This is a genomic window from Brevibacillus nitrificans (genome assembly GCF_003710965.1).
GTDB classification, from domain to species: Bacteria; Bacillota; Bacilli; order Brevibacillales; family Brevibacillaceae; genus Brevibacillus; species Brevibacillus centrosporus.
In genome coordinates this window covers 31,664-55,348 of record NZ_RHHU01000013.1, presented here as the reverse complement: position 1 = coordinate 55,348, position 23,685 = coordinate 31,664, and the positions used below count along the sequence as shown (strand labels likewise).

The following is a 23,685-nucleotide window of genomic DNA, read 5'->3' as shown; positions in this document are numbered from 1 at the left end:
TGAATTGCTTAATTGTTTCATAGCGCATAAAATTTAGAGAAAAAATCCTCCCCTTAGAAGAGAGGTGCCCTCGTGGAAGAAAAGGATTTTACCATTCTTCGGTACATTGCCGAGGAGATGCATTTGACGAAAGCAGCGGAGCGGCTCTTCATGACGCAGCCGGCTCTCACCTATCGGATCCAGCAGCTAGAAAAAGAACTAGATACGCAGATTCTGATCAAAAATGGAAAGCGCATTAAATTTACCGCGCAGGGAGAGTATCTCGTTTCCTTTGCCAATAAAATGCTTGCGGAATACCGTGTAGCGAAAGACTCTCTCGCCAATATGTCCTCGGATGTACAGGGGACGCTGCGCATTGGAGCCGCCAGTATTTTCGCCAGGTATTATCTCCCTTCCCTCATGAAGAGCTTTGTCACGCTATACCCCAAGGTGATTTACAACGTGTATACAGGCCCTTCCCCCAAAATCATGGAGCTTTTGGATACGGAAAGCGTCGATGTCGCCTTCATTCGGGGCGAATACAAATGGACAGATCCCAAGTATCCGATTACGGAAGAGAATCTGTGCCTGATCTCCAAGCATGAAATTGACCTTGATGAATTGCCCAATCTGCAGAGAATCGAGTACAGCTACAACATTAAACAGCCGGTTCCCGGCAAGTTCAGACCCCAAACCTCTGTCAAAGACAACATGCGCAGCTGGTGGGCCGAGAGATACAGTGTCCCACCGCTTACGACGGTCATGGTAGACAGCTACGACATCTGCAAGGAAATGGTGATCAATGATCTGGGCTATGCGTTTATTCCCGAAACGTTCATCAACGAAGGCGACGATCTGCAAAAGATCAGGCTGTTACGCCAAAACGGGGAAACCATCAAGCGGACAACCTGGCTTCAATACAAGGAATCCTCCATGCAGCTGAACATCGTCGATAAGTTCGTCTCCTTCGTCCGCTCCCAGAGCTTTCCCCCATCCCCGTAAGCACCTCTCGCCCAAAGAAATGACTGAAGAGAGCTAATATTCACTAGAGAGGAGCCGCTTTTCATGGATGATCGCGATTGGCAGATACTACATCTCCTCCATAGTCAAAAAAACATTACCAAGACCGCGCAGCTCCTGTTTTTGACCCAGCCTGCCCTGACGAAGCGGCTGATGCAGATCGAAGCCGAATTTGGCGTAAAGATCGTGAATAGAGGAATCAAAGGCGTTCACTTTACTCCAGAGGGCGAGCTGCTGGCCAAACGGGCAGGACAGCTCCTCACTACGATTCGCGAAATTAAGGAGGAAGTGTCCAATCTCCAGCAAAGTGTGGCCGGGACTTTGCGGCTGGGGGTCTCGAACTTCTTTGCCAAGTATAAACTCCCGACTCTTTTAAAGTTTTTCAATGAGCAATACCCACGGGTTGATTTTCAAGTGGAGACGGGTCTTAGCAAGGATGTGCTGCATAAGGTCTACAACCGCGATGTGCATATCGGCTTCGTCCGCGGAGATTACAGCTGGCCGGATCAAAAGAGGCTGCTGTTTGTGGAAAAGGTTTTGCTCGTATCCAAAACCGAGATTGACCTCGCGCAATTGCCTGATCTGCCGAGAGTCGATTATGAGACGGACCAGATGTTCAAAGCCTTGGTCGACAACTGGTGGGCCGAGAACTACACCAAGTCGCCTCTCATTTCAATGAAGGTAGACCGTGGCGATACTTGCAAAGAAATGGTGCGGAGTGGCTTGGGATATGCTATTTTGCCTTCCATGTTTGTCAGCGATACACCGAATCTCTATAAAAGAGAGCTTCTCACCTCGGAAAATACACCTGTTTTGCGCAATACATGGATGTTCTATCACGAAGAGTCACTGGAGAAAAACGTCGTGAAAGCATTCGTTCAGTTTATGGAGGGCATCGACTTCGAGGATTCAGAAGAAATAAGCGGATCATGAAAAATTCTTATGCCTGTTCATGCGGTTTTCTTATTTTTCACGTTTTCTTCCTCACGCTATACTACAGGTGCTTCGCTACACATCTGATGAGGTGAACTCGTATGAAAATGCTAGAACAGGCTATTCGGGCGGCAGCGACTGCCTTTCCTGGCCACGGCCAAGATTATAGATACTATCGAATCCAGGCACTTGAGGAAGCAGGAATGGGCAAGATCTCGTCACTTCCCTACTGCATGAAGATCCTTTTGGAAGCAGCGGTTCGCGAGTTTGACGGGGTGACTGTTACAGCAGAGCATGTTCGCAAGCTCGCCAACAGTGCGATCGAGCGCGATCCGAACGAAGAGGTCCCTTTTAAGCCTACTCGCGTCCTGCTGCATGACACGACAGGTCTGCCCGCATTGGTCGATCTTGCAGCCATGCGTGAAACCGTGCAAACCATCGGTGGAGACCCCTCTCGCGTCAATCCACTGATCCCGGTCGATCTCGTCGTCGATCATTCCGTCATGGTCGACTATTTTGGCACTTCGGATGCACTAGCCTTGAACCAGCAAAAAGAATTCGAGCGCAATTTCGAACGCTTCCGCTTTTTCCGCTGGGTGCAGAACGCTTTTCAAAATGTACGGATCATTCCGCCCGCATCCGGGATCATGCACCAAATCAATATGGAGTACCTCTCGACAGTGGTCGCTTCCAAAGAGGTCGACGGCGTCACGGTTCTCTATCCCGATTCTCTCGTCGGTACGGATTCTCATACCACGATGATCAACGGCCTTGGTATCGTCGCCTGGGGGGTCGGCGGGATTGAGGCAGAAGCGGCCATTCTTGGGCAGCCCTTGTATTTCGTCGCTCCGGAAGTAGTCGGTTTTCGACTCACGGGTTCTTTGCCAGAAGGGGCAACGGCTACCGATCTCGCTCTGACCGTCACTCATCTCCTCCGAAAAAAAGGTGTCGTAGGTAAATTCGTCGAGTTCATCGGACCTGGCGTCAGCACCATGAGCCTCGCCGATCGAGCCACCATCGCAAACATGGCACCCGAATACGGAGCGACCATGGGCTATTTTCCCGTCGATGCAGAGACCTTGAACTACCTGCGAATGATCGGGCATACCGAGGAGCACGTAGCCCTGATTGAAGCCTATTACCGGGCACAAGGCATGTTTGTATCGGAAAACGGCGAGGAACCGGTATATACAGACGTCATCGAGCTCGACCTGTCCACGGTGGTTCCCAGTCTGGCCGGCCCCAAACGACCACAGGACCAGGTACCGCTTTCCATTATGAAACAAGCTTTTGAGGAAATCGTCCGGGCACCTATCGATCAAGGCGGGTACGGCCTGTCCGAGTCTGATCTGATCAAGTCGTCTCACCTGACACATCCGTCGGGGGAAAAAACGGCCCTTCGCCATGGCGCTGTCGTGCTTGCTGCCATTACGAGCTGCACCAATACGTCCAACCCGAGCGTTTTGATTTGTGCGGGGCTCCTCGCCAAAAAAGCTGTGGAAAAGGGACTGAAGAAACCTGCCTACGTCAAAACATCACTGACTCCCGGTTCTCGGGTCGTTACCGATTATTTGAACGAGTCAGGTCTTTCCAAAAGCTTGGAGGCCCTCGGCTTTCATGTCGCTGGATATGGATGCGCGACCTGTATCGGCAACTCAGGCCCGCTGCCGGCAGAGGTCAGTCAGGCGATTGTCGAGCATGATCTGGTCACGGCAGCCGTTTTATCGGGCAACCGCAACTTTGAAGGGCGCATCCACCCGCAGGTCAAAGCCAACTATTTAGCCTCTCCCCCGCTCGTCGTCGCCTATGCTTTGGCAGGTACCGTAACCATTGATTTTGCTACTGAGCCCATCGGTTACGATCAGGAGGGACAGCCGGTTTTCTTAAAGGACCTGTGGCCCTCTGCTGCTGAGATTCGGGAGGGGATGGCCCATGCAGTCCGCCCAGAGCTTTTCCGCAAAAGCTACCAGAACGTCCTTTCTGCCAATGAGCAGTGGAATGCCATCGCACCTCCCCTAGGACAGCTCTATGAATGGGATGCAGACTCTACTTATATCCAGCAGCCCCCGTTTCTGTCCGATTTGGCTAGCGAAGTATCCGATATTCAGGAAATTACGTCCGCACGTGTTCTCGCCTATCTGGGAGATTCCGTCACCACGGACCACGCTTCTCCTTCCGGCAGCATTCTTCCGAAAAGCCCGGCAGGCCGTTATTTGCAGTCCTTGGGTGTAGGCGTGGAAGACTTCAACTCGTATCCTTCCCGCCGAGGCAACCATCTTGTCATGGTGCGCGGTGCTTTTGCCAACCCACGTATTCGCAATAAGCTGGCACCAGGCTCCGAGGGCGGTGTCACTACCTACTTCCCGCGCGAGGAAGTCATGACCATCTACGATGCCTCGGTTCGCTATCAAGCAGAAGACGTCCCCTTGGCAATCATCGCAGGCAAGGAGTACGGTACAGGAAGCTCTCGTGACTGGGCTGCCAAAGGACCTTATCTGCTCGGTGTGAAGTTCATCATCGCAGAGAGCTTTGAACGGATTCATCGCAGCAACCTCGTGGGAATGGGCATTCTCCCTCTGCAGTTTGTATCGGGGACAAGCGCTGCCTCTCTCGGAATCACAGGCCATGAGAGCCTTGAAACCATCGGCTTGCAAAATGATCTCAAACCGGGGCAGACCATCCAAGTAAAAGCCACTCGCCCAGACAAAAGCTCGTTTCTCTTTGACGTCATCGTGCGCTTGGATAATGTCGTGGACATTGCGTACTATCGCAACGGCGGGATCATGCAGACGGTAGTCAGAAGACTGGTTCTCGATTGAGCGCATACCGGATAGAAAAAAGAGCTCGTGCGGGTGCATGAGCTCTTTGCTTTTGCTTGCTTCGTTTCCTCATATCAAATGCTTTACGACCATATCCTGCAGCAGGAAAAACACAAACCAGCCCCCCATGCCCAATGCCAGTGAAGCAAACAGATGGAGCGAATGCTGCAGCGCAAATCCTACAATCAACAGCATGACAACCGTAGAAGGAATCGCTCCCGCTACACCATACGCAAATTTACTCAAAGACGCCGTCTGCTCGCCCTGTGCATACAGCCAGACGATGCTCAAAATGCTGATGATCGGCATAGCCGCGATGACTCCGCCCTGAGCAGGAAAGCGGCGGGACACCTCTGTGATCATCCAAATAATAATGGCAGATACCACTATTTTAATGACCGTAAACATCCTGCGCCCTCTCTTTCAGTAAAGCAAATGCGGCCAGAATGGATTGCCGTTCTGCTTCCGTCATTTTTTCGAACAGGAGCTGCTCCAGCTTTTCTTCATCCAGACTGGAATGTCGATGCAAGACTTCTGCCCCCCTATCAGTCAGCTTAAGAATGACTTTCCGTTCATCCTCCTTGCTGCGTGTTTTAAAGACGTACTCCTTTTCCAGCAAACGTTTGACGTGCTCCGAGGCGGTATTATGCGAAAGCTCCATTTTTTCCGCAATATCCTTGATTCCGGCCTCGATTTCCTTTTCGATGATCTGCATGATGTGCCTTCTGATTAGTGACGACTTCCGTTTAGATTCCTTTGTATCGCTCCAGCATCTCAGCAAGCTTCCTGCGTATGGCCTCCCTCAATTCCTCTGGCTCCAGCAAGATCGCCTCTTCTCCCAGCCCGATGAAAAAATCCGTATAAAAGGGGATATCCCCCTGGGACACATCCCGATCGATCGTACCACTACCGTCTGCGTGAACCTGCAGCATGGGGGCCAGCCACAGCTCGGCTTCACAGCGCTGGACTCCGATTCGGCTCAGCTGTGCCCGCAGTCGAATCGGATCACGAGGCTCCGCAGCATCCCGTCTGCTAAAGCGAATATCTCCCAGCTGAAGCGGTTCTGCTCCTGATGTGTCGTATGCCGCTTCACGAATGCGGTCGCACCGGAACACACGATATCCCTGGCGCAGGAAACAATAGGCCGTACAGTACCAGAAGCCATTGTGCGCATAGATGCACACAGGCTGAATCTGGCGGCACTTTGCCTCTTCCTCCTTCGACTCGTATTCCACGACGAGCACCTTCTGATGGACGGCCGCATCCAGAAGTATGGCCAAGCACGGCGCATCCCCCCTTCTTGTCGGCGTAAGGAAGTCGACCCGATTTTTCATGCTGTCGATTCGATCCCGCACGTCACCAGGCATATGCAGGTAAAATTTGCTCAGTGCCGACGCAGATTCTGCTTCAAAAGGCAAGGAAGAGTAATGGCGCAGTGCGTGCACCGCAAAGAACATCGATACCGCTTCTTCCTCTGTAAACGCGATTGGGGGCAGTACTCTCTCCCGAAGCACTTGATAGCCGCCATGTGGACCTACTTCCGAATAAAGCGGCACCCCCAGCTCGCTCAGCTCCTGCAAGTCCCGTAAAATCGTCCGCTTGGAGACGCCAAATTCATCGGCAAGCTCCTGCACCTTGAACCGCCGCTTCCTGTTAACGGTCATCATCAGCTCCATCAGCCTCTTGGATTTGGGCATCCTCACCGCCCCCTTTCACAAATCGCTGAGTCCATGACAGATTCTGTCACCATTATGACGTACGATGAACTCAGCAAGCAACCTTACCTTAAGAGGAGTGATCGACCATGCGCAAATATACCGCTCTTTTCTTTCTCATCATGTTCATGATTGGCACCGATACATTTCTGGTTTCCCCCATGCTTCCAACCTTGCAAGCGCAATTCGGCGTATCGACGGGAATTGCCGGATGGATGATCGGCGGCTACACGCTAGGCTCCGCGATTTTTGCTTTGTTCGCCGGACCGCTGTCAGACGGCTGGAACCGCAGAACCGTCCTGCTCAGCGGCCTGCTCGCCTTCTCTATCTCCACGATTCTGTGCGGCTTTGCCGACAGCTTCTGGACGATGTGTCTGTTCCGCTTCTTGGCTGGTGTCAGTGCTGCGTTTACGGCTCCCCAGGTTTGGGCATCCATCCCCATGGTCTTGCCCGCATCCAGCATCCCGAAAACAATGGGTATTGCCTTTGGCGGACTCGCCGCTGCCCAAGCGCTCGGCGTACCCATCGGAAGTTGGCTTGCAGCTGCTCACTGGTCCGTTCCGTTCTGGACGATCGGTGCCCTATCCTTGCTTTTGGCAGCTATCGCATTCTCTTTGCTTCCCGACATGAAGCCCTCCGTGCCCATGGGGAGCAGCCGTGCATCCATTCTCAGCCGGTATGTTCCGCTGATCACAAGCAGCAGGGCTAGAAGTGGCTTCTTCGCCTACCTGCTTCTCCATCTGGGAAGCGGTACCGCCTTCGCTTTCGTGGGGAAATGGATGGCAGACCGCTTCGAGCTTCCCATCGCGCAGATCGGAACGGTGATGATGTGCTTTGGCTGCGGAACGCTGCTGGGAAGTATGGTAAGCGGCTTTGTGACTCGTAAACTGGGACCGATGAGAGCGATCACGGCAAGCATGTCTTTGCTCGTCCTCTTGTACGTTCTATTGCCTCAGCTGACGAGTCTATCTGTCGTTGCCATCCTCTACCTGATCATTTTTGCGACGCTCGGGATCATTTTTCCGCTTGTCATGGGGGCTCTTACTGAGCTGAACACCTCCATCCGCGGGACGATTTCCAGCCTCGCCAACTCCACGATGAATGCAGCAAACACGCTCGGTGCGTGGTTAGCTGGCCTGCTCTATGTCCAACTCGGCGGCTATGCGTCGATCGGAATATTCGCAGCTATTTGTCTGGCACTTTCCCTTGCCATGTTTTTGTACGGGGGCGTTTTTCGAAAAAACGAGGAGCGAACAGGGAAAGAAGCGACCTCGGTTTCCTGATCTAGACGAAGAAACGGAGCAGTTCCTCGGCGGTCTGTCTGCCAAAGAACTGCTCCCTTTGCTTTCGATGCCCTTCCTAAACCGCTTGGTCCAGCTCATTCGAGCCCTTTTCTCGCCCGGATCTGCTCCATGATAGAGCTGGTGCTGGTCAACGGACTTGTCAGGACCGGGATGCCGATCTCTTTCAATTGCGCAGCCGCTCGGGCCATGGAAATTTGCGCCAAAACGAGGACGTCTGCGTTTTCAGCAAGCTTTTTTGCCCGCTCCTGAATCAAGCGGTTATGCTGCTCTAGATCGCCCTTTTTTAGCGCTTCGAAAGCTTTTGGCACAATCTCCACATCGACCTGGACGGCCTTTCCACTCGCCTGGGCAAACTGTTCCAGCAGCCCTTTTGTGGTGGGACCAGCCGTTACCACCGTCGCGACAACCCCAATACGCTCCCCTAAAAGAACCGCACGCGCAAGCATCGCCTCGTCGACACTCAAAATCGGTATCGCATACTTCTTTTGGATATCAGGAACATACGGAGAAAAAACGGAGCATGAGAGCAGCACTCCGTCCGTGCCGGAATCGACCGCCTTTTGGACGAGGTCTTCAAAACGCTGCAGGATTTCAGGAGTGATGCCTCCTTGCTCATTCACCGCCAGCAGCAAGCCTTCATCCATCAGATTGACCAGCTCCGCTTCGGGATAATGGGTGTGAAAGGCTTCTAGCATAGGCGAAACCGAATTCATCGTCGCATGGACCAAACCGATCCTTGTTTTCATAGAACCCATCCCCCGCTTCCCCCGAATTTATAGCCGTTCCACAATCGCTTTGGTAAATTCCGTTGTCGATGCCTCTCCGCCCAAATCACGCGTGCGGATACCGTCGTACATCGTCTTCATGATGGCGTTTTCCACTTTCCTTGCCAGCTGATGCAGACCGTGATCCTCATGACGGCTCGCCAGCCAATCTACCAGCATGACCGCAGACAGCAGCTCTCCCACCGGATTGGCTATGTTTTTCCCTGCAATGTCTGGAGCAGAGCCATGTGCAGCCTGAGCCATCGCCTGATGGTCGTTGGTGTTAATCGAAGGTGCCAGTCCCAGGCTTCCTACCAGCTCACCCGCCAGGTCGGAGAGAATGTCTCCAAACATATTGGTCGTCACAATCACGTCAAAGTCCTTCGCCCGCCGAACCATGTGCGCAGCCATTGCGTCGATGTGGTAATCCTCTACCTGCACCTCGGGATACAGCTTGCCTACCTCTCTGCACGTATTCAGGAACAATCCGTAGCCCAGCCTGATCACATTCGCCTTATGAACAATCGTGACTTTCTTTCGGCGCTGCATCGCCATGCGGAAGGCGGCGTGCGCGATTCTCTCGGCAGCTTTTTTCGTAAACACTCCCGTTACGATGGCAGTCTCCGGATTTACCATGTATTCTCCGCTGCCTGCGTGCATATTACGATCGGGGTAGAAGCCCTCCGTATTTTCACGGAAGATCACCATATCGGCTTCTCCCACCAGGCTTTTGACGCCAGCGATCGTCTTGCTCGGTCTTACATTGGCATACAAATCAAAATGATGGCGAAGCTCTCCGCTCGGATTTCTCTTCGCTTGGTGCTCTGGTGGGTATGCCGAAGAGTCATGCGGCCCCATGATCCATCCGTGACAGGTAACCAGCGAGTCTTTGGTAATCGCAGGGATAGGTTCTCCGTGTTCTTGAATACCTGTCCATCCCATAGGCAGCTCGACAAAATCGAATGAGGTTCCTTCTACATGCTCCGTTGCTGCCTGCAGCACCTCTACTGTGGACTGCACGATCTCCGGTCCAATCCCATCTCCGTACAACACTCCCAATTGATAAGTTGCCATATTCCATCAAGTCCTTTCTACAGACGTTTATTTGCGAGGCAAGTACGAGTCATCTGTAAAAAATGTAATCCAGATCAGGAGCGAAATAAAATACGGATTTCGAATCGGGTCCCATAGCTTTTGGTTATTATCTCGTTTGGTTATGGCTCGTGATAAACACAAGCTATTTTTCAGCCAGTCATGACGTAACGTATAATGCATGTACCTTGATCACTCATGCCCCTAAGGAGGAGAAGCAATGTCGGATATCGTCGCGAAATACCAGAGTGTTCCTACCACCTGCATTTCTGATACGATGCAAGGACTTCATAACATGGATAGCTCCATCAAGCCTTTAAAAGAGGAATACCATCTGGCCGGGAGAGCCTTTACCGTCAAAATGCCTGTCGGAGACAATCTGGCTGTTCTGAAAGCCATTCGCGAGGCACAGCCCGGGGACGTTCTCGTCATCGATGCAAAAGGAGACACCTATCGCGCCATCGCCGGCGATTTCATTGTGGGTCTCGCCAAAACCTTGGGCATACAGGGAATCGTCGTAGACGGTGTCATCCGGGATATCGTCGGCATCAAGCAGCTGGACTTTCCTGTCTTTTGCAAAGGAACAACGGTGGCTGCCAGTGGCAAAGCCGGCTGGGGCGAACTGAATGTGCCCATCTCCTGCGGCGGAGCCAGCGTCCAGCCAGGAGACATCATCGTCGGGGATGCAGACGGCGTAGTCGTGATCCCGCAAGCGCAGGAAGAAGAGATCCTGCAGCAGGCTCTGGATAAACTGGCGAAAGACCAGGAGCGAGAGGCGAGTGTTTCCGGGAATCCGGAGTCGGTTCGGGCTTATTTGGACAAATTTATTGGAGCGGCAAAAGCTTAAAAGGGGATACCATGCACGTATAGCGGGGAACAGAGGTTATGAAAAGGACAATCGAGGCTGCTGAAATACCAAGAGATGAAGGCGAGGCAGCCCGTTAGCGAGCGCAAGAGATTGTCAAAAAAGTCTTCTTACGCTCGTTTTGTCCCATCCAATCAGGCTTGGTATTGATCGTCACTTACTTTCTCCAACCAATCGACCGCCTTACCGTCCAGTCGTTCTTGAATGGCAATATGAGTCATCGCTGCCGTAGGAGAAGCCCCATGCCAATGCTTCTCGCCCGGCGGGAACCAGACCACGTCACCTGGGCGAATTTCCTCTATCGGACCTCCCCAACGCTGTACCCGTCCGCTGCCCGCAGTTACAATCAGAGTTTGGCCTAGCGGATGAGTATGCCATGCCGTCCTTGCCCCCGGCTCGAACGTCACGCTCGTTCCAGCTACGCGTGCAGGTTCGGGTGCCTCAAACAGGGGATCAATACGAACCGTGCCGGTAAAATAATCAGACGGTCCCTTGCCGGAAGATTGCGAGCCTACTCTTTTGATTTCCATTCCTCAAATACCTCCATTGAAAGTTTATAGGTCGAGAACTACTATTTTCTAATAAAATCGGTACCTCCCATATCTGAGCTTACCCATCCGGGATCGACCGCATTGATTTTAATATCGCCCTTGATTTCCGTAGCCGCCAATCGTGTCAATCCATTTAGGGCCAGTTTAGACAACTTGTAAGCGCCAGCGCCTTGATAGGACATTTCACTGATCGCACCGTATTCAGAAGAAACATTTATGATTCTCCCATATCCATGCCTTTCCATCAGGGGAATAAAGGAACGGATCACATGGTAAACACCGAAGAAATTCGTTGCCATCGTTCGCTTTAAAAGGGAAGGGTCCATTGACAATAACGTTTCATTCTCATCCAAATAAACACCGGCATTATTAATCAGCACGTCTAACCTTCCATCGAGCTCATCTACCATTGTTGCTGCTTGACGAATGTTTTCCTCTCGCTCTACATCCAGCAGCAAGAATGAAACGTCCAATGTTGACTCCTGCAATTTTTGCGCAGCTTCATAACCTTTTTGGGGATCACGACTTGCCAAAAAGACCTTATACCCAGTCAAAGCCAACTGTTTGACCAGCTCATATCCAATTTCCCGATTCCCACCGGTAACCAGTGCGACTTTTTTCTCCTTAGACATTTGCACCCCTCCCATTTCTCAGCTATTTCTAAGATTGGATGCAGAATTCCTCCTCGAGATGATCTCCCCTTTTTCACCAGATATTCGGTTATTCATTCATCATTGTGCTGATATCGATCACAAAACGATACCGGACATCCGAAGCAAGGACGCGCTCCCAGGCCTCATCGATCAGTTTAGCGGAAATGACCTCGATTTCAGGAGTAATGTTATGTTCGGCGCAAAAGTCCAGCATCTCCTGTGTTTCGCGAATTCCACCGATGGACGAACCGGCAAACGAGCGACGCTGAGGAATCAATGAGAACACCTGAACCGGCAGCGGCTCCGATGGTGCACCGACGTTTACCAAAGTACCATCCACCGCCAGCAACGAAAGATAGGCATTCATGTCAATCTTCGCACTCACCGTATTCAAAATGAGGTCGAACGAACCGGCCAGCTTCTTGAACGTCTCCGGATCACTCGTAGCATAATAATGATCTGCACCAAGCTGCAAGCCATCCTCTTTCTTCTTCAAGGTTTGCGACAAAATCGTAACCTCTGCTCCCATGGCGTGCGCGATCTTTACAGCCATATGTCCAAGCCCGCCAAGTCCCACAACAGCGATCTTCTTGCCAGGAGCAGCTCCCCAATGTCGCAACGGCGAATATGTGGTAATGCCGGCACACAAGAGCGGTGCGGCGACGTCCAGCTCCAGACCGTCAGGAATTTTCACCACGAAGTCTTCTGTGACGACGATGCAGGTGGAATAACCTCCTTGCGTATACTGCCCGTACCGGTCGACAGACCCATAGGTGCCCGTCATTCCATTCAGGCAATACTGCTCTTCTCCCCTATGGCAATGCACACACTCCCCACAGGAGTCGACCATGCAGCCTACTCCTACTCGGTCGCCGACGGCATACTTGGTGACTTCTGAACCGACCCGGGTGACAATTCCGGCGATCTCGTGGCCTGGGACAAAAGGATATTGGACCGGTCCCCATTCTCCGCGAGCCGAATGAATGTCAGAGTGGCATATACCGGCGTATTTAATCTCTATGAGAACATCATGCGGCTGAAGATCCCTACGTTCGATCTCGGTCAGTTTGAACGGACCTTCTGAATGGAAGACAGCACGTGCATTAGCAGAAATCATATAAATCCTCCTCTATGTGTAAATGATATTGTATGGTTTACTTCCCGACACTAATAAAGGCGGCTCCAAGTTGATAAACGAATTAAGTTGTTTATTCAACTTATGTCTACTATTATATAATGAAGAGGATTACGTTCAATGGTTAATAATCCGCGAACTGTTGAGATATCAACACAGCAAGCCAAAATGTTCATTATCTTAGAAAGTTTGGTGGTTATCTACAATGACGAAAGTGGATCGGAGAATTCTTAAAACCCAGGAAGCCTTGAAAAAGGCTGTCATCGAGCTAATGACTGAAAAAAACTTCGATGACATTACCATTCAGGATATTGCCGACCGAGCAAACATTAACCGAGGAACCATCTACCTTCACTATCAGGATAAGTATGATTTATTGGATAAACTCATAGAAACTCACTTAAATGAATTGGGTGAGATGGAGAAATGGGCATGCCAGATGGATTGGAGCGATGCTCTCGTACCTTTTTTTGAGTATTTTGAGCAGAATTATTTATTCTTTTCAACCATGTTAGCAAGCAAAGATGCGAAAGGAGCCCCCTCATCTTTCAGAACGCGGCTTCTTGCTTCTTTTTTGGAGGGCTTCAAGGGTGAAATCGACAGAGAGAGCGGCAGGAATACGGAGTTAAACGAAGATATTATGTTGCAGTATGCTGGAACAGCTTATGTAGGTGTAATTGAATGGTGGATAAGGAATGGAATGCCCTTCCCGCCACAAGTAATGGCCAAACAAGTTGGGACTTTGTTAGAGAGAAGTCTGTGAGCCATCATGAATGGGGGCCCCTTCTCAAGTGAAGGAGCCCCATTTGTTGTTTCCTTAACAGATCCATTACATTGAGTCACTATTTGTACGAATTCGTTTGCCTTTATTGTCGCTAGTGATTTTTTTATCTCTTTGAACGAGCACGATATAGGAAATGATGGATAACAGGCTGGTCACAAAAATAATGATCCCGAAAGGCATGGCCGAATTCTCACCCGCGATTCCCACAAGCGGGGACGCAACGGCGCCTAGAGCAAATTGAAGAGTACCCAGAACTGCGGAAGCACTCCCTGCCATGTGCCCCTGCGATTCCATAGCGAGTGTAAAAGAAATAGGTCCTATGATCCCAATGGAAACGGCGAATAAGAAGATCGATATAAACATGCCGGATAAAGGGCCATGGGTAAGCACTGTCAATAAGATTGCAGCAGTAGCTATAAACGCTACTGATAGTCCGATTAAAAAAATACGACGTTCAGTCACTCGACCTGCAAGCAGCTTGACGCATTGAGATCCCAAAATGATGGCTAGGCCGTTTAACGCAAAAAGAATCGAGAACATTTGCGGCGACACACCGTAAATGTTTTGATAAATGAATGGAGTCCCTGCAACATAGGCAAATACGCCTGCAAACAATAGGCCATTGACGAGGGCATATCCCATGAACGACCGATTTCGGAACAATCCGTTATAATTTCCTATTAACGTGCTGAGGTTGCTTGGCACACGTTGCTGCACTGGCAAGCTTTCCTTTACCCCCCAGAATGTCATCCCAGTTAATAATAGGCCCAGCAGGCTTAAAAAGATAAACACACCTACCCACGAACTGTAGTAATCGACCATACTCCCGGCGGTAGGAGAAATTAATGGAGCTACATTGCTTATCATCGTCAGCAGTGATATAAACTTTGTCATTTCGACACCGCTATACCGATCACGAACAATCGCGCGCGAAATGACAAGCCCGGCGGAAGCGGCAGCTCCCTGGATAAATCTTAATGCAATAAACCATTCTATACTCGGAGCATAGGCGCATCCATACGAGGTCAAGATGTACAAAATCATGGAGATTAGCAAAGGCAATCGTCTTCCGTATATATCGCTTAAAGGTCCCATTATCATCTGCCCTAAGCCTAATCCTAACAAGCTGGCGGTTAAACTTGCCTGAATCATGGAAGCAGTTGTTCCAAAAAAATCCATAACCTTCGGAAGTGACGAGAGATACATGTCCACCGTGAACGGCCCCAACGCAGAAAATGCAGCTAACAACAGAGCAAATCGGAGGGAGTAATTTTTCATTTTATTTTCCGTCATTGCTTGCTCCCCTCATTTTCATTTATTCTGCAAATCCATTGAACGAAATGATTCGTTTATTCAACTTACGTCTACTATTATATAAACGAAAGGCTCGTGTTCAATGGTTAAAAGAACGCAACTTGTTGATATATCAACACAATCGCTAAAAGTGTTCATTATATAAGATAACTTGGCGGATATTTCGATCGTATTTGGAGGTCACATCTTTCGAGCATTCTCCACGCAAAAAAGTCCCGACTGTAGCATCGGGACTTTTTGTTGTTTCCGTGATTGCAAAATAAACTGGGCTCGGGAGCTCTCCTCCGCAGCCAATACCCTTCCGTTCGTACTGTGGATAGTTCGCGTAAATCCCAGTTCAGGCAGAAGCTTTCCTGTTCATCTTGATTCCTCTACTTCACCATGCTTGGTGTGGGTCGTTTGTTCCCGAATGGCCGCCAATACGCCTTCCCAGTGCAGCTTCATCTGCTCCCGCGTAAGCGAGTTGTCCAGTCCTTCCTGGTGGAAACTGATCGTCGTTTTGTCTGGTTGATTGGACAGCAGCCGAATTTGCAGAGTGGACGACTCCCCCCACTCCGGCTTCTCCCATCGCAAGCGGAGCTGCCGATGCGGTTTGACGACCCGGAATTGGCCGGAAATACCCTCGCTGGAATGAAAGGTCTCCCCCTCATGAAAGGACAGGGGCGATACGGTCCCGATCCACAGCTTCAACCCTTCTGCAGAGGTCAGATACTCCCATGCCTGCTCCGGCGAGATTGGCAACGTTCTACGAACCCCGATCTGAAAGCCCGTTGAAGCCGTTAGACCGACAACTTTGTTCGATGTTGACGATTTAGTGCTCATCTATACGCAACCCCCTCACGAATAGCTCGATACTCGACTCTATAAATACGGGCAAGGTTACTTTCGTAATTGTCGACGCCCCGAAGAGCTGTGTCATAAAGGCACCGTAATTCATCCACATAAACGTAATCGCCTGTGTTTCCGCATCAGTCTGGATCATTCGACTCCGGCTCTGCATTTCGGTAAAATAATTCGTCAGCAGCTCCAGCAATTTACGCGGATGCTTTTGTGCCCTCTCGCGGATTTCGATCAGTTCGTCGTCCCGTAAGACGATGAGGAATAATTTGCGGTTACGGTCCATGATTTCATGGTACATTCGGCTAAACATAAGCAGGTCCGTCCGCAGATCCCATGTGACTTTCTCGTTAAAGATCTGGGTCATTTCAATTGAGTAATGATATCGATCAATCGCTTTCTCCAGCAAATTGAACTTGCTGCCAAAGTTGCGGAACAACGTCATTTCGCTGACGCCCGCTTCTGCAGCGATTTCCTTGGTCGATACTCCCTTGTAGCCTTTTTCGGCCATTAAGTCGATGGCAGCCAGCATCAACCTGCTTTTACTGTCCAATGTCCGCTTGTCTTCCAAATCCTCATCCTTCCCGGCACTGGTCGGGAGAAAATACGTTAGTTAGTGCCCACTATCATTTAATGAGTTTATCATAATCCTCTTTGTTTCCGATGTCAATATCTTCCACGGGTTAGGGGTACACCTTGCAGCCATTCTTTTTGGAACAGGTACGCATACGTGAAGAAAATGATTCATTGTTATAATGGAGAATCGGACTAGCATACCTTATAAGGAATGGGGTGACTTCTTATTATGGGAAATGGTCCTTTACTCTCTCTTTTTTGGATATTTCTTTTTATATTCGGAGCGCAAATTCTGCTTAGTAAAACAAAAGCTTTCCGAATTCCATCTGTTTTGACCTATTTGATCTTAGGAATGGTTATTTCCTACTACGGGAAAGAGCTGTTTCGTCAAGAGGATATAAAATGGCTGGACGGATTAAGTGAATTTGGACTTTACTATTTAATGTTCTTGTCAGGAATGGAAGTCGATTTAACCTGTCTTCGTTTTCAAAAGCGGACAAAGCTACGGCAAAATACTTTAATCATTGGGTTATTCGTATTTATGGGGAGTGCGATATTGGCCCTGCTGATCGGGATGCGAATACACCAGATTGACCCGTCTACACAGTCCTGGATGATGATGCTCATTCTTTTGACAACCTCTCTTGGAATTGTAATGCCCGTTCTCAAGGAAACGGGAATCATCCATACCCAGTACGGCCAGTTGCTTCTAACGTCTGCCATTCTCGCAGATCTCATAACCATGATCGTACTCTCCACGATTGGAGGATCTTACTATACTGGTTTGACTTGGCGTCAAGCTTCCGTAGGTTTACTTCTGCCTTTATCAGTCATTTTCTATCAGACCATACTCAGGTTAAGGGAAAGCTTGTATTGGAAAATGGAGATCCGCAAAAATTTTACTGTCCAATTGCAAGGACTACTCGCTATTCTAGGCCTATACGGCATCTTTACCGACATGACAGGTTCAGAGCCTATTTTAGGTAGTTTCTTGGCCGGTTTTCTTTTATCGAGTTTACAGCTCCAAGATCATCACCCGTTTAAGGAGAAGCTCGAGGGAATTGGATACGGCTTTATCATACCGATCTTCTTCGTTATGGTCGGCTTTCATTTTCATATAGAGGAATTTGTAAAATCTCCCGTTGCAATCAGTTGGGTTCCCCTTCTCCTTTCCACAGCCTACATCGTTAAAGTACTCCCAATGATGTGTCTCGCACCAATTCTAGACATGCGAAGAGCTCTTGCTGGAGGCTTTCTCCTCTCATCAAGAATGACGCTAATCGTTGTGGCGACATCGATCGGTTTAAGGCTGGGGGTAATTAACAGGGGAATACAAGATGCAGCCATTGTGGTCGCTATCATTACTTCTGTGTTATCGCCAATGATCTTCTCCCTTAGTATTAAGAAGCATTCTTAGGTCCTGTATGCGGTATGACTCTGATAGTTTCGTTCTTTTGGTAAGTCACGTCTAGAATCCATTTGAATATTCGCAACGAAGATCCCCAAGCACAATCATGATGCAAACCAGCTCAGTTCTCTTCTGCATTGCGTTTTTTCAAATCGCCTTCCGTCAGACTCTCCCTATAATTAAGCTTTAGACTGACCTAGAAATTGGAACAGCGACAGCTGAGGACGAGAAAAGATTGTCCTAGACTGTCGCTGTTCCATTGAAAGAACGCTCGCCGTTTCGTTCCCTGATCTATGGATTAGTTTGAATTTCCTCTAATATTACTTTATTCGAATGACTACCTTTCCTTTTGCCCTTCCGCTTTCCAGGTACTGAAATGCTTCCCCTACCTCTTTCAAAGGAAACACCTTATCGATAACAGGCTTAATGAGACCTTCTTCCATAAATTCCTTTATCACCTTCAATTGCGATCCACTCGGTTTCATGAAGAGGAAATGGTATCGCGTATGGTATTTCTTCTCTAGTGCTTTGATTTTACGTCCCACGATAGACAAAATGGCTGTTTTCACCCAACCCAATTTTGCCTCTTTTCCAAACCTGGCGTTTGGCATGCCGGAGATGGATACGATTTGTCCGCCTGGTTTCAGTACCCGGAATGATTTTTCCAGGGCTTCCCCGCCTAAAGTGTCGAAAACAGCGTCATATCCGGTAAGCTTTTCTTCAAAATTCTCTTGTTTATAATTAATAATGAGATCTGCCCCCAACGATTTAACCAATTCATAGCCTTTATCGCTTGCTGTTGTGGCGACAAAAGCGCCCATCTGCTTGGCCAATTGGATAGCAAAGGTTCCTACTCCTCCCGAACCTGCATGAATCAATATCTTTTGTCCTTTTTGGAGCTTTAAAATATCCACAAAAGCTTGATAGGTTGTAAGCCCAATCAGCGGGATCGATGCCGCTTCTTCAAAGGTCAGGTTTTGCGGCTTCAGCCAAATATCATCCTCATGAACAGCAATAAATTCCGCTAATGTTCCGATACGGTTTTTGCGGGGTCTCCCGTAAACCTCATCTCCGGGCTTCCAGGTATTCACCCGGCTACCAACTTTGACTACAACTCCGGAGAAATCATTTCCTAAGATGAGAGGAAACTTGTAATTCAAAAGGAATTTCATTTTCCCTTCCTTAATTTTAAAGTCGATAGGATTTAAGCTGGCCGCATGAATTTCCACTAGCACATCATGTTCTCCGACAGTAGGCATTGGTTGTTCAGCAATTGCGAATGGAACCTGTTTCCCGTATTTCTCAATGATCATCGCTTTCATAAAATTATCACTCCATTTACGATTATTCGTTTAAACAAATGAACCAATTGGGCGAAATAAGTCTTTTCTCCTGTAGTCCTTTTTACGTTTTTTGAAAATTACTGATGCCCATCGCACTCGGCTTCAACTGCAGTAATTAATGATTTGAGTTGTTCAAGCGGTTTGCGGACAGTCAATACGTAATAATTTTCTACGCCCTTTTTTTCGGATTTAATAAAACCAGACTGTTTCAGCACCTTTAAATGATGGGAGACAGCGGGCCTGGACAAATTGATATGGCCTGAAATTGTATTCACATTAAGACCCGATTTGTTCTGTGCCAGCAGCATAATAATCGCTTGGCGGTTTTCATCGGTCAGCACTTCCAATAGAGGGATACAATCTTTAAATTGTTGTAGAATATGCTCGGTTTGCTGGCTCATACGATTCGCCCCTATCGTTCATTCGTTTAATCTTTTAAACGTAATTATAATCATTTTCTTAATAATATCAAGCTAAAGGTTGCGGATTTCAAAATGAAGAAGCTATGATTCATCAATAGCCATGGATGTCATACGCAAATAATATCCATCGGGATCCATGATTCTAAAATCCACCAATCCCCATGGCCGTTTTGTCAGTTTCGTTTCCAATGGATACTCTTTTGCCACTACTTTATGATAGAGCTCGTTTACATCGTCAACCTCGATTACAATTTCTACGCCTAACCCTTTTTTCTGTGAATCATTAGAGACTCTAAGGGGATGGCTCACAGGGAGTCTTTTCATTTCCCCCAAGCCTAATGTAATATTCCCCTTCCTTACCGAGATATAAGTATTTGTAATCTCTTTTGGTGCATGAAATTCTAGAATGTCTCTATAAAAGGCAACTGATGTTTCTATACATTCAACAAATAATTCAAGACGTAGATTCATTTGGTCCTACTCCTTTCGGTACTTCCTCGCATGGCTATCCTCTTGAACACCAGTCTATACAATACTATATGAACTTCTGACACAATCTCTCCTGTTACTTGTCGACATCCATCTCCAAAAACGAAACGTCCAAATTAGACTCCTTCAATCTTTGCACCGATACTTGACCTTTCCCTGGATCCCGACTCGCGAGCAAGACCTTACAACCATTCATGGCCAATTGTTTGACCAGCTCATAGCCCATTCCTCGATTCCCGCCAGTGACAAGGGCAACGTGTACATCCTTTGACATGAAAATCCTCCTTTTATGCTTATCTAGACTGCTGCTTTGCAGGACTGTTCATAAGAGTTTCTCATTAAAATAAATACCAAACTCAATAGCAACGATAAAAATCTCACGAAGACGACGTATTGCGTGCCTAATTCAGAAATTCCCCTACAGCTGTACCCATTGTCGTTCCTAGGTTGACAGATGATAAAAACAAACCATTCGCGAAGTCAGGAGCTTCAGGAGCTGCAGACGTAATCCAATATTGATTATTGTTAGCCCCTATTCCAGCCATAACTCCCCACATAGGGGCTTCCTCTTTTCGAACACGGCTGTTTGATTTGATCATCGATGGGTGTAAAGGTGAGATTGACACAGAAAGCAGGAAAAATCCTGATTTTAGTGAAGACGTTATTTTGCAATATGCTGGGACCGCTTATGTCGGTGTAATCGAATGGTGGATAAAGAATGGGATGCCTTACCCTCCCCAGGTTATGGCTAAAAAAGTGGAAGCTTTGTTAGAGAGAACTCTATAATTCGGAGCGTCCTATTTCCCCTGTTTCAACCCGTCCAAAATCTCCAGTCTCAGAAAACAAGCTTGAGAATGTCCCCCATTTAAAAAAACAGCGGTGCCGATAGACCGGAAAATATGGTCTTACGTCACCACTGTTTTTTTACACTTTTCTATAGCTTCTAGCGAAGACGCCGACAAGCTGGCGGGTGAATCGAAGGAACTCTATATTGTTCCAGGCGCAGGGCATGTGGCTCTGTACGCCAAAATGGATACATCCCGTTCGACAAGCTCGGCTGTTAATTAGAAGAAGAGTATCGGGGAACCACTATAACAACGGCAGCCGAGATTGGACTGCCGTTTCTGTGTGCTGTATTGGTTTTCTGGCGTCTGATAAATGCAACGTGTACAAACCAACTATTTCGTTGCCCCATAGGAGACACCTCGCCTTCATCAGAAATTGACCGGAGCAAAGGCTCGCCTTCACAGAGGAGACTGATAAGCTTTTTAAGCGTGCTTCTTCGTTTTCTTGCTCAAATTGCTCGAACCAATCGCGAACCCGCTCGGCGCTGTTATCGCCAAAGAAGCGCTTTAAGCTACCATTCGCTTCCGCATGAAATGCCTCAAGCAGTCCTGCTTCCAGAATAGCCTCTTGGTACGATTTCTCGTGATTTTATTACTTAGATAAGCTTTCCAAATCCGGCTGCAATTTGTTCCGCAGAACATACAGCATGAAGGCACCAACAAGGAAGGCAACGGCATCCGCAATGACGAGCGACCAGACCACACCATGGAAGCCGTTCATGTGATTGGCGATAAACAATACCGGAATCAAAGTAACCCCTTGAATAATGGACATTATGAACGCTGCGGTTCCTTGCGCTGTTGCTTGGAAGATCCCCGTAAACAATGTGGTCATTCCTGTGATGAACAGAGATAAGAACGTTACATGCAGAATATAACTGCCCATTTCGATTAATTGCGGATCATTCGTAAATAAACCAATTAAGTTGTTGGAAATCAAATAAACGATGCTGCCAAACACGACTGCCAACGCCACAATCGTTTTGATCGTAAAGCTAATGGTATTTTTCATGCGCAATTTATTCGCTGTAAAAGTGAAGGCAATGAGCGGCACGACTCCTTCACATAATCCCATCAGAATAAACTCAGGAAATTGTAACAGACGCGATGAAATGCCGTAAGCCGCTACAGCTTGGTCCCCATATTCGACAAGGAAATGGTTCAAGATGAGCGACATAGCTCCCAGAAAGACACTCATAATAAAAACGGGAACTCCGATTTTGAATACATTACTCAAAATGTCCTTGGTAGCCTTGAACCATTTGATAGAGATGGTTAAGAATTGACTCTTAGCTCCTATATGGAAGGCAAATAATCCACTCGCTACCAAGTTAGAAATAACGGTAGCAGACGCAACACCGATCACGCCCCAATGGAACACAAAGATAACTAGCGCATCGAGAACAATATTGACGATAACACTAAGAATCATACCGATCATCGAGGTGACTGCTGCACCCTCTGAGCGAACAATGTTTTCCAATGTAAAAAATAGCACAACAATTGGTGAGCCCATAAGCATAACCGTGACATAGTCCTTTGTGTATCCGAAGGAGTCAGATGTTGCCCCCAGACCAAGAACGATTTGATCAATCAATGGGAGGCCGACAGCCATCACGATAATCCCGAGCACGAAACTACTGTAAAAGGCGAATGAAGACACATGTTTGACATCATCATATTTTTTCTCTCCCATTAAACGGGAGATGAATGTACCGCTGCCCATACCAATCAAGTTTCCTAACGCCATAATGATCGCAAATAGCGGCAAGGTTAATGCGAGTGCTGTTAACATGGAAGTATTGTGGAGCGTGCCAAGGAAATAAGCATTCAAAATGGAATAAATGACACTCATTGAGGTGCCGAGGATCATCGGTACAGCGAAGTGAGCTACGGCTTTTGCGACCGGTGCTTTTTCAAAGTAATGAAGGCTTTCTCCATCCATGCGGATCACTTCTTTCTATGAATAATAGTCCGTAATCTAACACCGTTAGGTTGTCCCTTACAGTATTAGATGATATCATGAGCCTTAGTACCTGTAAAGCACAAACTTACACTGTTAGATAAAGGGATAGATGCCGATGAAAAAACAGCAACCTCAGATTTCGGAAGGGAGAATTTTAGAAACCTCGTGGGAGCTTCTGGGTGAGGAGGGCATCGAGAAATTCAGTATGAGGCGATTGGCCGACCGGCTGGGGATTCAGGCTCCCTCTTTGTATTGGTATTTTAAGAGCAAGCAGAAGCTATACCAACGGCTGGCCAACCAGGTATCGGGAATGATATTGGAGGAGTTCCACTCTGAGGGGGACTGGAAGGAGCAGCTGAAAGTGCTTGCGGAAACGGTGCGGAGTGTGCTCAGCCGGCACCCCTGCTCCCCGCAGCTCATGATGATGACGCTGCCCCACGAACCGGACATCATCCGGTTCACCAACCGTATGCTACTCTGCGTGGAATCGACGCCGCTTGAGCAAGCGGAAAAGATGCAAGTGGTTACTACGCTTCTGAACTATGTCATTTACTTCGTTCTGGACGACTATCAGCATGAGCGCAATGTCTCCGCCATGCTTAAGGAGCAGGAGACGAATCCGGGTGATGAGATGATTCGGCTTCTAAACTCCATGAGCGAGGCGGATGCGGGACTGTTCCGCGGTATGTTCACGAACGGGCTGTTCGAGCTCATGGGAACCGACGTGGCGTTTGAATTCGGCGTGAAGCTGATTCTGCTTGGAATTGAGCAGGTCATAAAGGAGCAGGAAAAGTAAAAGCGAAAAACGCTCATCCTTTTAGTCGGATGGGCGTTTTTAACGGCAAAAAAAGAAACAACCCGATTCCAACTA

At 48.4% G+C, this 23,685-nt stretch carries 24 protein-coding genes and 2 pseudogenes; 9 read left to right on the top strand and 17 right to left on the bottom strand.

The genetic code is table 11. The features are described 5' to 3' along the window. Positions 1-72 precede the first annotated feature (72 nt). The 3 genes from EDM59_RS21295 (at position 73) to acnA (ending at position 4,751) form a co-directional block, all read left to right on the top strand. On the top strand, positions 73-981 hold the full coding sequence (locus EDM59_RS21295) for a LysR family transcriptional regulator (RefSeq protein WP_122925461.1): 909 nt from the start codon (positions 73-75) through the stop codon (positions 979-981). A gap of 63 nt (positions 982-1,044) precedes the next feature. Further along, on the top strand, positions 1,045-1,932 hold the full coding sequence (locus EDM59_RS21290; RefSeq protein ID WP_122925460.1) for a LysR family transcriptional regulator: 888 nt from the start codon (positions 1,045-1,047) through the stop codon (positions 1,930-1,932). Positions 1,933-2,039: 107 nt separating this feature from the next. Then, entirely contained in the window at positions 2,040-4,751 is a 2,712-nt protein-coding gene (acnA, locus tag EDM59_RS21285; RefSeq protein WP_122925509.1) for an aconitate hydratase AcnA, read from the top strand. Between the two features lie 69 nt (positions 4,752-4,820). On the opposite strand, the gene EDM59_RS21280 is transcribed toward acnA, so the two are convergent. Genes EDM59_RS21280 through EDM59_RS21270 form a run of 3 tightly spaced genes read right to left on the bottom strand, consistent with a single transcriptional unit; the run spans position 4,821 to position 6,448 of the window. Further along, the gene (locus EDM59_RS21280; RefSeq protein ID WP_122925459.1) at positions 4,821-5,159 is read right to left on the bottom strand and encodes a DUF3147 family protein; all 339 of its coding nucleotides are present in this window, start codon (positions 5,157-5,159) and stop codon (positions 4,821-4,823) included. Then, on the bottom strand, positions 5,143-5,529 hold the full coding sequence (locus tag EDM59_RS21275) for a MarR family winged helix-turn-helix transcriptional regulator (protein ID WP_425456014.1): 387 nt from the start codon (positions 5,527-5,529) through the stop codon (positions 5,143-5,145). Before EDM59_RS21275 ends, EDM59_RS21280 begins: the two co-directional genes overlap by 17 nt. After that, on the bottom strand, positions 5,498-6,448 hold the full coding sequence (locus EDM59_RS21270; protein WP_122925457.1) for a helix-turn-helix transcriptional regulator: 951 nt from the start codon (positions 6,446-6,448) through the stop codon (positions 5,498-5,500). The genes EDM59_RS21275 and EDM59_RS21270 overlap by 32 nt, the downstream gene beginning before the upstream one ends. 107 nt (positions 6,449-6,555) lie before the next feature. On the opposite strand from EDM59_RS21270, the gene EDM59_RS21265 reads away from it, so the two are divergent. Further along, positions 6,556-7,749 (top strand): MFS transporter, encoded by a 1,194-nt coding sequence (locus EDM59_RS21265; RefSeq protein WP_122925456.1) that lies wholly within the window; start codon positions 6,556-6,558, stop codon positions 7,747-7,749. Positions 7,750-7,844: 95 nt separating this feature from the next. Here the strand turns inward: EDM59_RS21265 and EDM59_RS21260 are convergent, their stop codons facing one another. Continuing rightward, complete coding sequence (locus EDM59_RS21260) at positions 7,845-8,516, bottom strand: aspartate/glutamate racemase family protein (RefSeq protein ID WP_183192995.1); 672 nt, start codon at positions 8,514-8,516, stop codon at positions 7,845-7,847. Between the two features lie 27 nt (positions 8,517-8,543). Continuing rightward, positions 8,544-9,608, bottom strand: coding sequence for an isocitrate/isopropylmalate dehydrogenase family protein (locus EDM59_RS21255; RefSeq protein WP_122925454.1), 1,065 nt, complete (start codon positions 9,606-9,608; stop codon positions 8,544-8,546). Between the two features lie 238 nt (positions 9,609-9,846). Between EDM59_RS21255 and EDM59_RS21250 the strand changes: the two genes are divergently transcribed. Continuing rightward, positions 9,847-10,473 carry an RraA family protein gene (locus EDM59_RS21250; protein ID WP_122925453.1) on the top strand — a complete coding sequence of 209 codons (627 nt, stop codon included), beginning with the start codon at positions 9,847-9,849 and terminating at the stop codon, positions 10,471-10,473. 152 nt (positions 10,474-10,625) lie between these two features. On the opposite strand, the gene EDM59_RS21245 is transcribed toward EDM59_RS21250, so the two are convergent. From EDM59_RS21245 to EDM59_RS21235, 3 genes are all read right to left on the bottom strand, one after another. Continuing rightward, positions 10,626-11,021, bottom strand: coding sequence for a (R)-mandelonitrile lyase (locus EDM59_RS21245; protein ID WP_122925452.1), 396 nt, complete (start codon positions 11,019-11,021; stop codon positions 10,626-10,628). Between the two features lie 41 nt (positions 11,022-11,062). Next, entirely contained in the window at positions 11,063-11,674 is a 612-nt protein-coding gene (locus EDM59_RS21240) for an SDR family NAD(P)-dependent oxidoreductase (RefSeq protein WP_122925451.1), read from the bottom strand. A gap of 88 nt (positions 11,675-11,762) precedes the next feature. Further along, positions 11,763-12,812 (bottom strand): NAD(P)-dependent alcohol dehydrogenase, encoded by a 1,050-nt coding sequence (locus EDM59_RS21235; protein WP_122925450.1) that lies wholly within the window; start codon positions 12,810-12,812, stop codon positions 11,763-11,765. Between the two features lie 223 nt (positions 12,813-13,035). Between EDM59_RS21235 and EDM59_RS21230 the strand changes: the two genes are divergently transcribed. Further along, positions 13,036-13,593, top strand: a complete 558-nt coding sequence (locus tag EDM59_RS21230) for a TetR/AcrR family transcriptional regulator (RefSeq protein ID WP_122925449.1) — start codon at positions 13,036-13,038, stop codon at positions 13,591-13,593. Positions 13,594-13,659: 66 nt separating this feature from the next. Here EDM59_RS21230 and EDM59_RS21225 read toward each other — a convergent pair whose 3' ends face one another. From EDM59_RS21225 to EDM59_RS21215, 3 genes are all read right to left on the bottom strand, one after another. Further along, positions 13,660-14,907: a multidrug effflux MFS transporter gene (locus EDM59_RS21225; protein ID WP_183192994.1), complete on the bottom strand. Its 1,248-nt coding sequence runs from the start codon at positions 14,905-14,907 to the stop codon at positions 13,660-13,662. 378 nt (positions 14,908-15,285) lie between these two features. Then, on the bottom strand, positions 15,286-15,750 hold the full coding sequence (locus EDM59_RS21220; protein WP_122925448.1) for an SRPBCC family protein: 465 nt from the start codon (positions 15,748-15,750) through the stop codon (positions 15,286-15,288). Further along, positions 15,740-16,336: a TetR/AcrR family transcriptional regulator gene (locus EDM59_RS21215; RefSeq protein WP_246011164.1), complete on the bottom strand. Its 597-nt coding sequence runs from the start codon at positions 16,334-16,336 to the stop codon at positions 15,740-15,742. The genes EDM59_RS21220 and EDM59_RS21215 overlap by 11 nt, the downstream gene beginning before the upstream one ends. Before the next feature lie 234 nt (positions 16,337-16,570). On the opposite strand from EDM59_RS21215, the gene EDM59_RS21210 reads away from it, so the two are divergent. Beyond that, a complete protein-coding gene (locus EDM59_RS21210; protein WP_122925447.1) occupies positions 16,571-17,758 on the top strand; it encodes a cation:proton antiporter in 1,188 nt (395 codons plus the stop codon). Positions 17,759-18,069: 311 nt separating this feature from the next. Here the strand turns inward: EDM59_RS21210 and EDM59_RS21205 are convergent, their stop codons facing one another. From EDM59_RS21205 to EDM59_RS31465, 5 genes and pseudogenes are all read right to left on the bottom strand, one after another. After that, positions 18,070-19,071: an NADP-dependent oxidoreductase gene (locus EDM59_RS21205; RefSeq protein WP_122925446.1), complete on the bottom strand. Its 1,002-nt coding sequence runs from the start codon at positions 19,069-19,071 to the stop codon at positions 18,070-18,072. A 98-nt stretch (positions 19,072-19,169) separates the two neighbouring features. Next, positions 19,170-19,493, bottom strand: a complete 324-nt coding sequence (locus EDM59_RS21200) for an ArsR/SmtB family transcription factor (RefSeq protein WP_122925445.1) — start codon at positions 19,491-19,493, stop codon at positions 19,170-19,172. Between the two features lie 102 nt (positions 19,494-19,595). Further along, on the bottom strand, positions 19,596-19,985 hold the full coding sequence (locus EDM59_RS21195) for a VOC family protein (protein WP_122925444.1): 390 nt from the start codon (positions 19,983-19,985) through the stop codon (positions 19,596-19,598). Between the two features lie 94 nt (positions 19,986-20,079). After that, on the bottom strand, positions 20,080-20,277 hold the full coding sequence (locus tag EDM59_RS21190; RefSeq protein WP_122925443.1) for an SDR family NAD(P)-dependent oxidoreductase: 198 nt from the start codon (positions 20,275-20,277) through the stop codon (positions 20,080-20,082). A 23-nt stretch (positions 20,278-20,300) separates the two neighbouring features. Further along, positions 20,301-20,560 (bottom strand): annotated as a pseudogene (locus EDM59_RS31465) (MFS transporter); the annotation flags it as partial. Between the two features lie 7 nt (positions 20,561-20,567). Here EDM59_RS31465 and EDM59_RS21180 point away from each other — a divergent pair. Next, positions 20,568-20,789 (top strand): annotated as a pseudogene (locus tag EDM59_RS21180) (TetR-like C-terminal domain-containing protein); the annotation flags it as partial. Between the two features lie 651 nt (positions 20,790-21,440). On the opposite strand, the gene EDM59_RS21170 reads toward EDM59_RS21180, so the two are convergent. Then, a complete protein-coding gene (locus EDM59_RS21170; protein ID WP_122925441.1) occupies positions 21,441-22,793 on the bottom strand; it encodes an MATE family efflux transporter in 1,353 nt (450 codons plus the stop codon). A gap of 136 nt (positions 22,794-22,929) precedes the next feature. Here EDM59_RS21170 and EDM59_RS21165 point away from each other — a divergent pair, with 136 nt between their 5' ends. Beyond that, a complete protein-coding gene (locus EDM59_RS21165; protein WP_122925440.1) occupies positions 22,930-23,610 on the top strand; it encodes a TetR/AcrR family transcriptional regulator in 681 nt (226 codons plus the stop codon). The last annotated feature ends 75 nt before the right edge of the window (positions 23,611-23,685 follow it).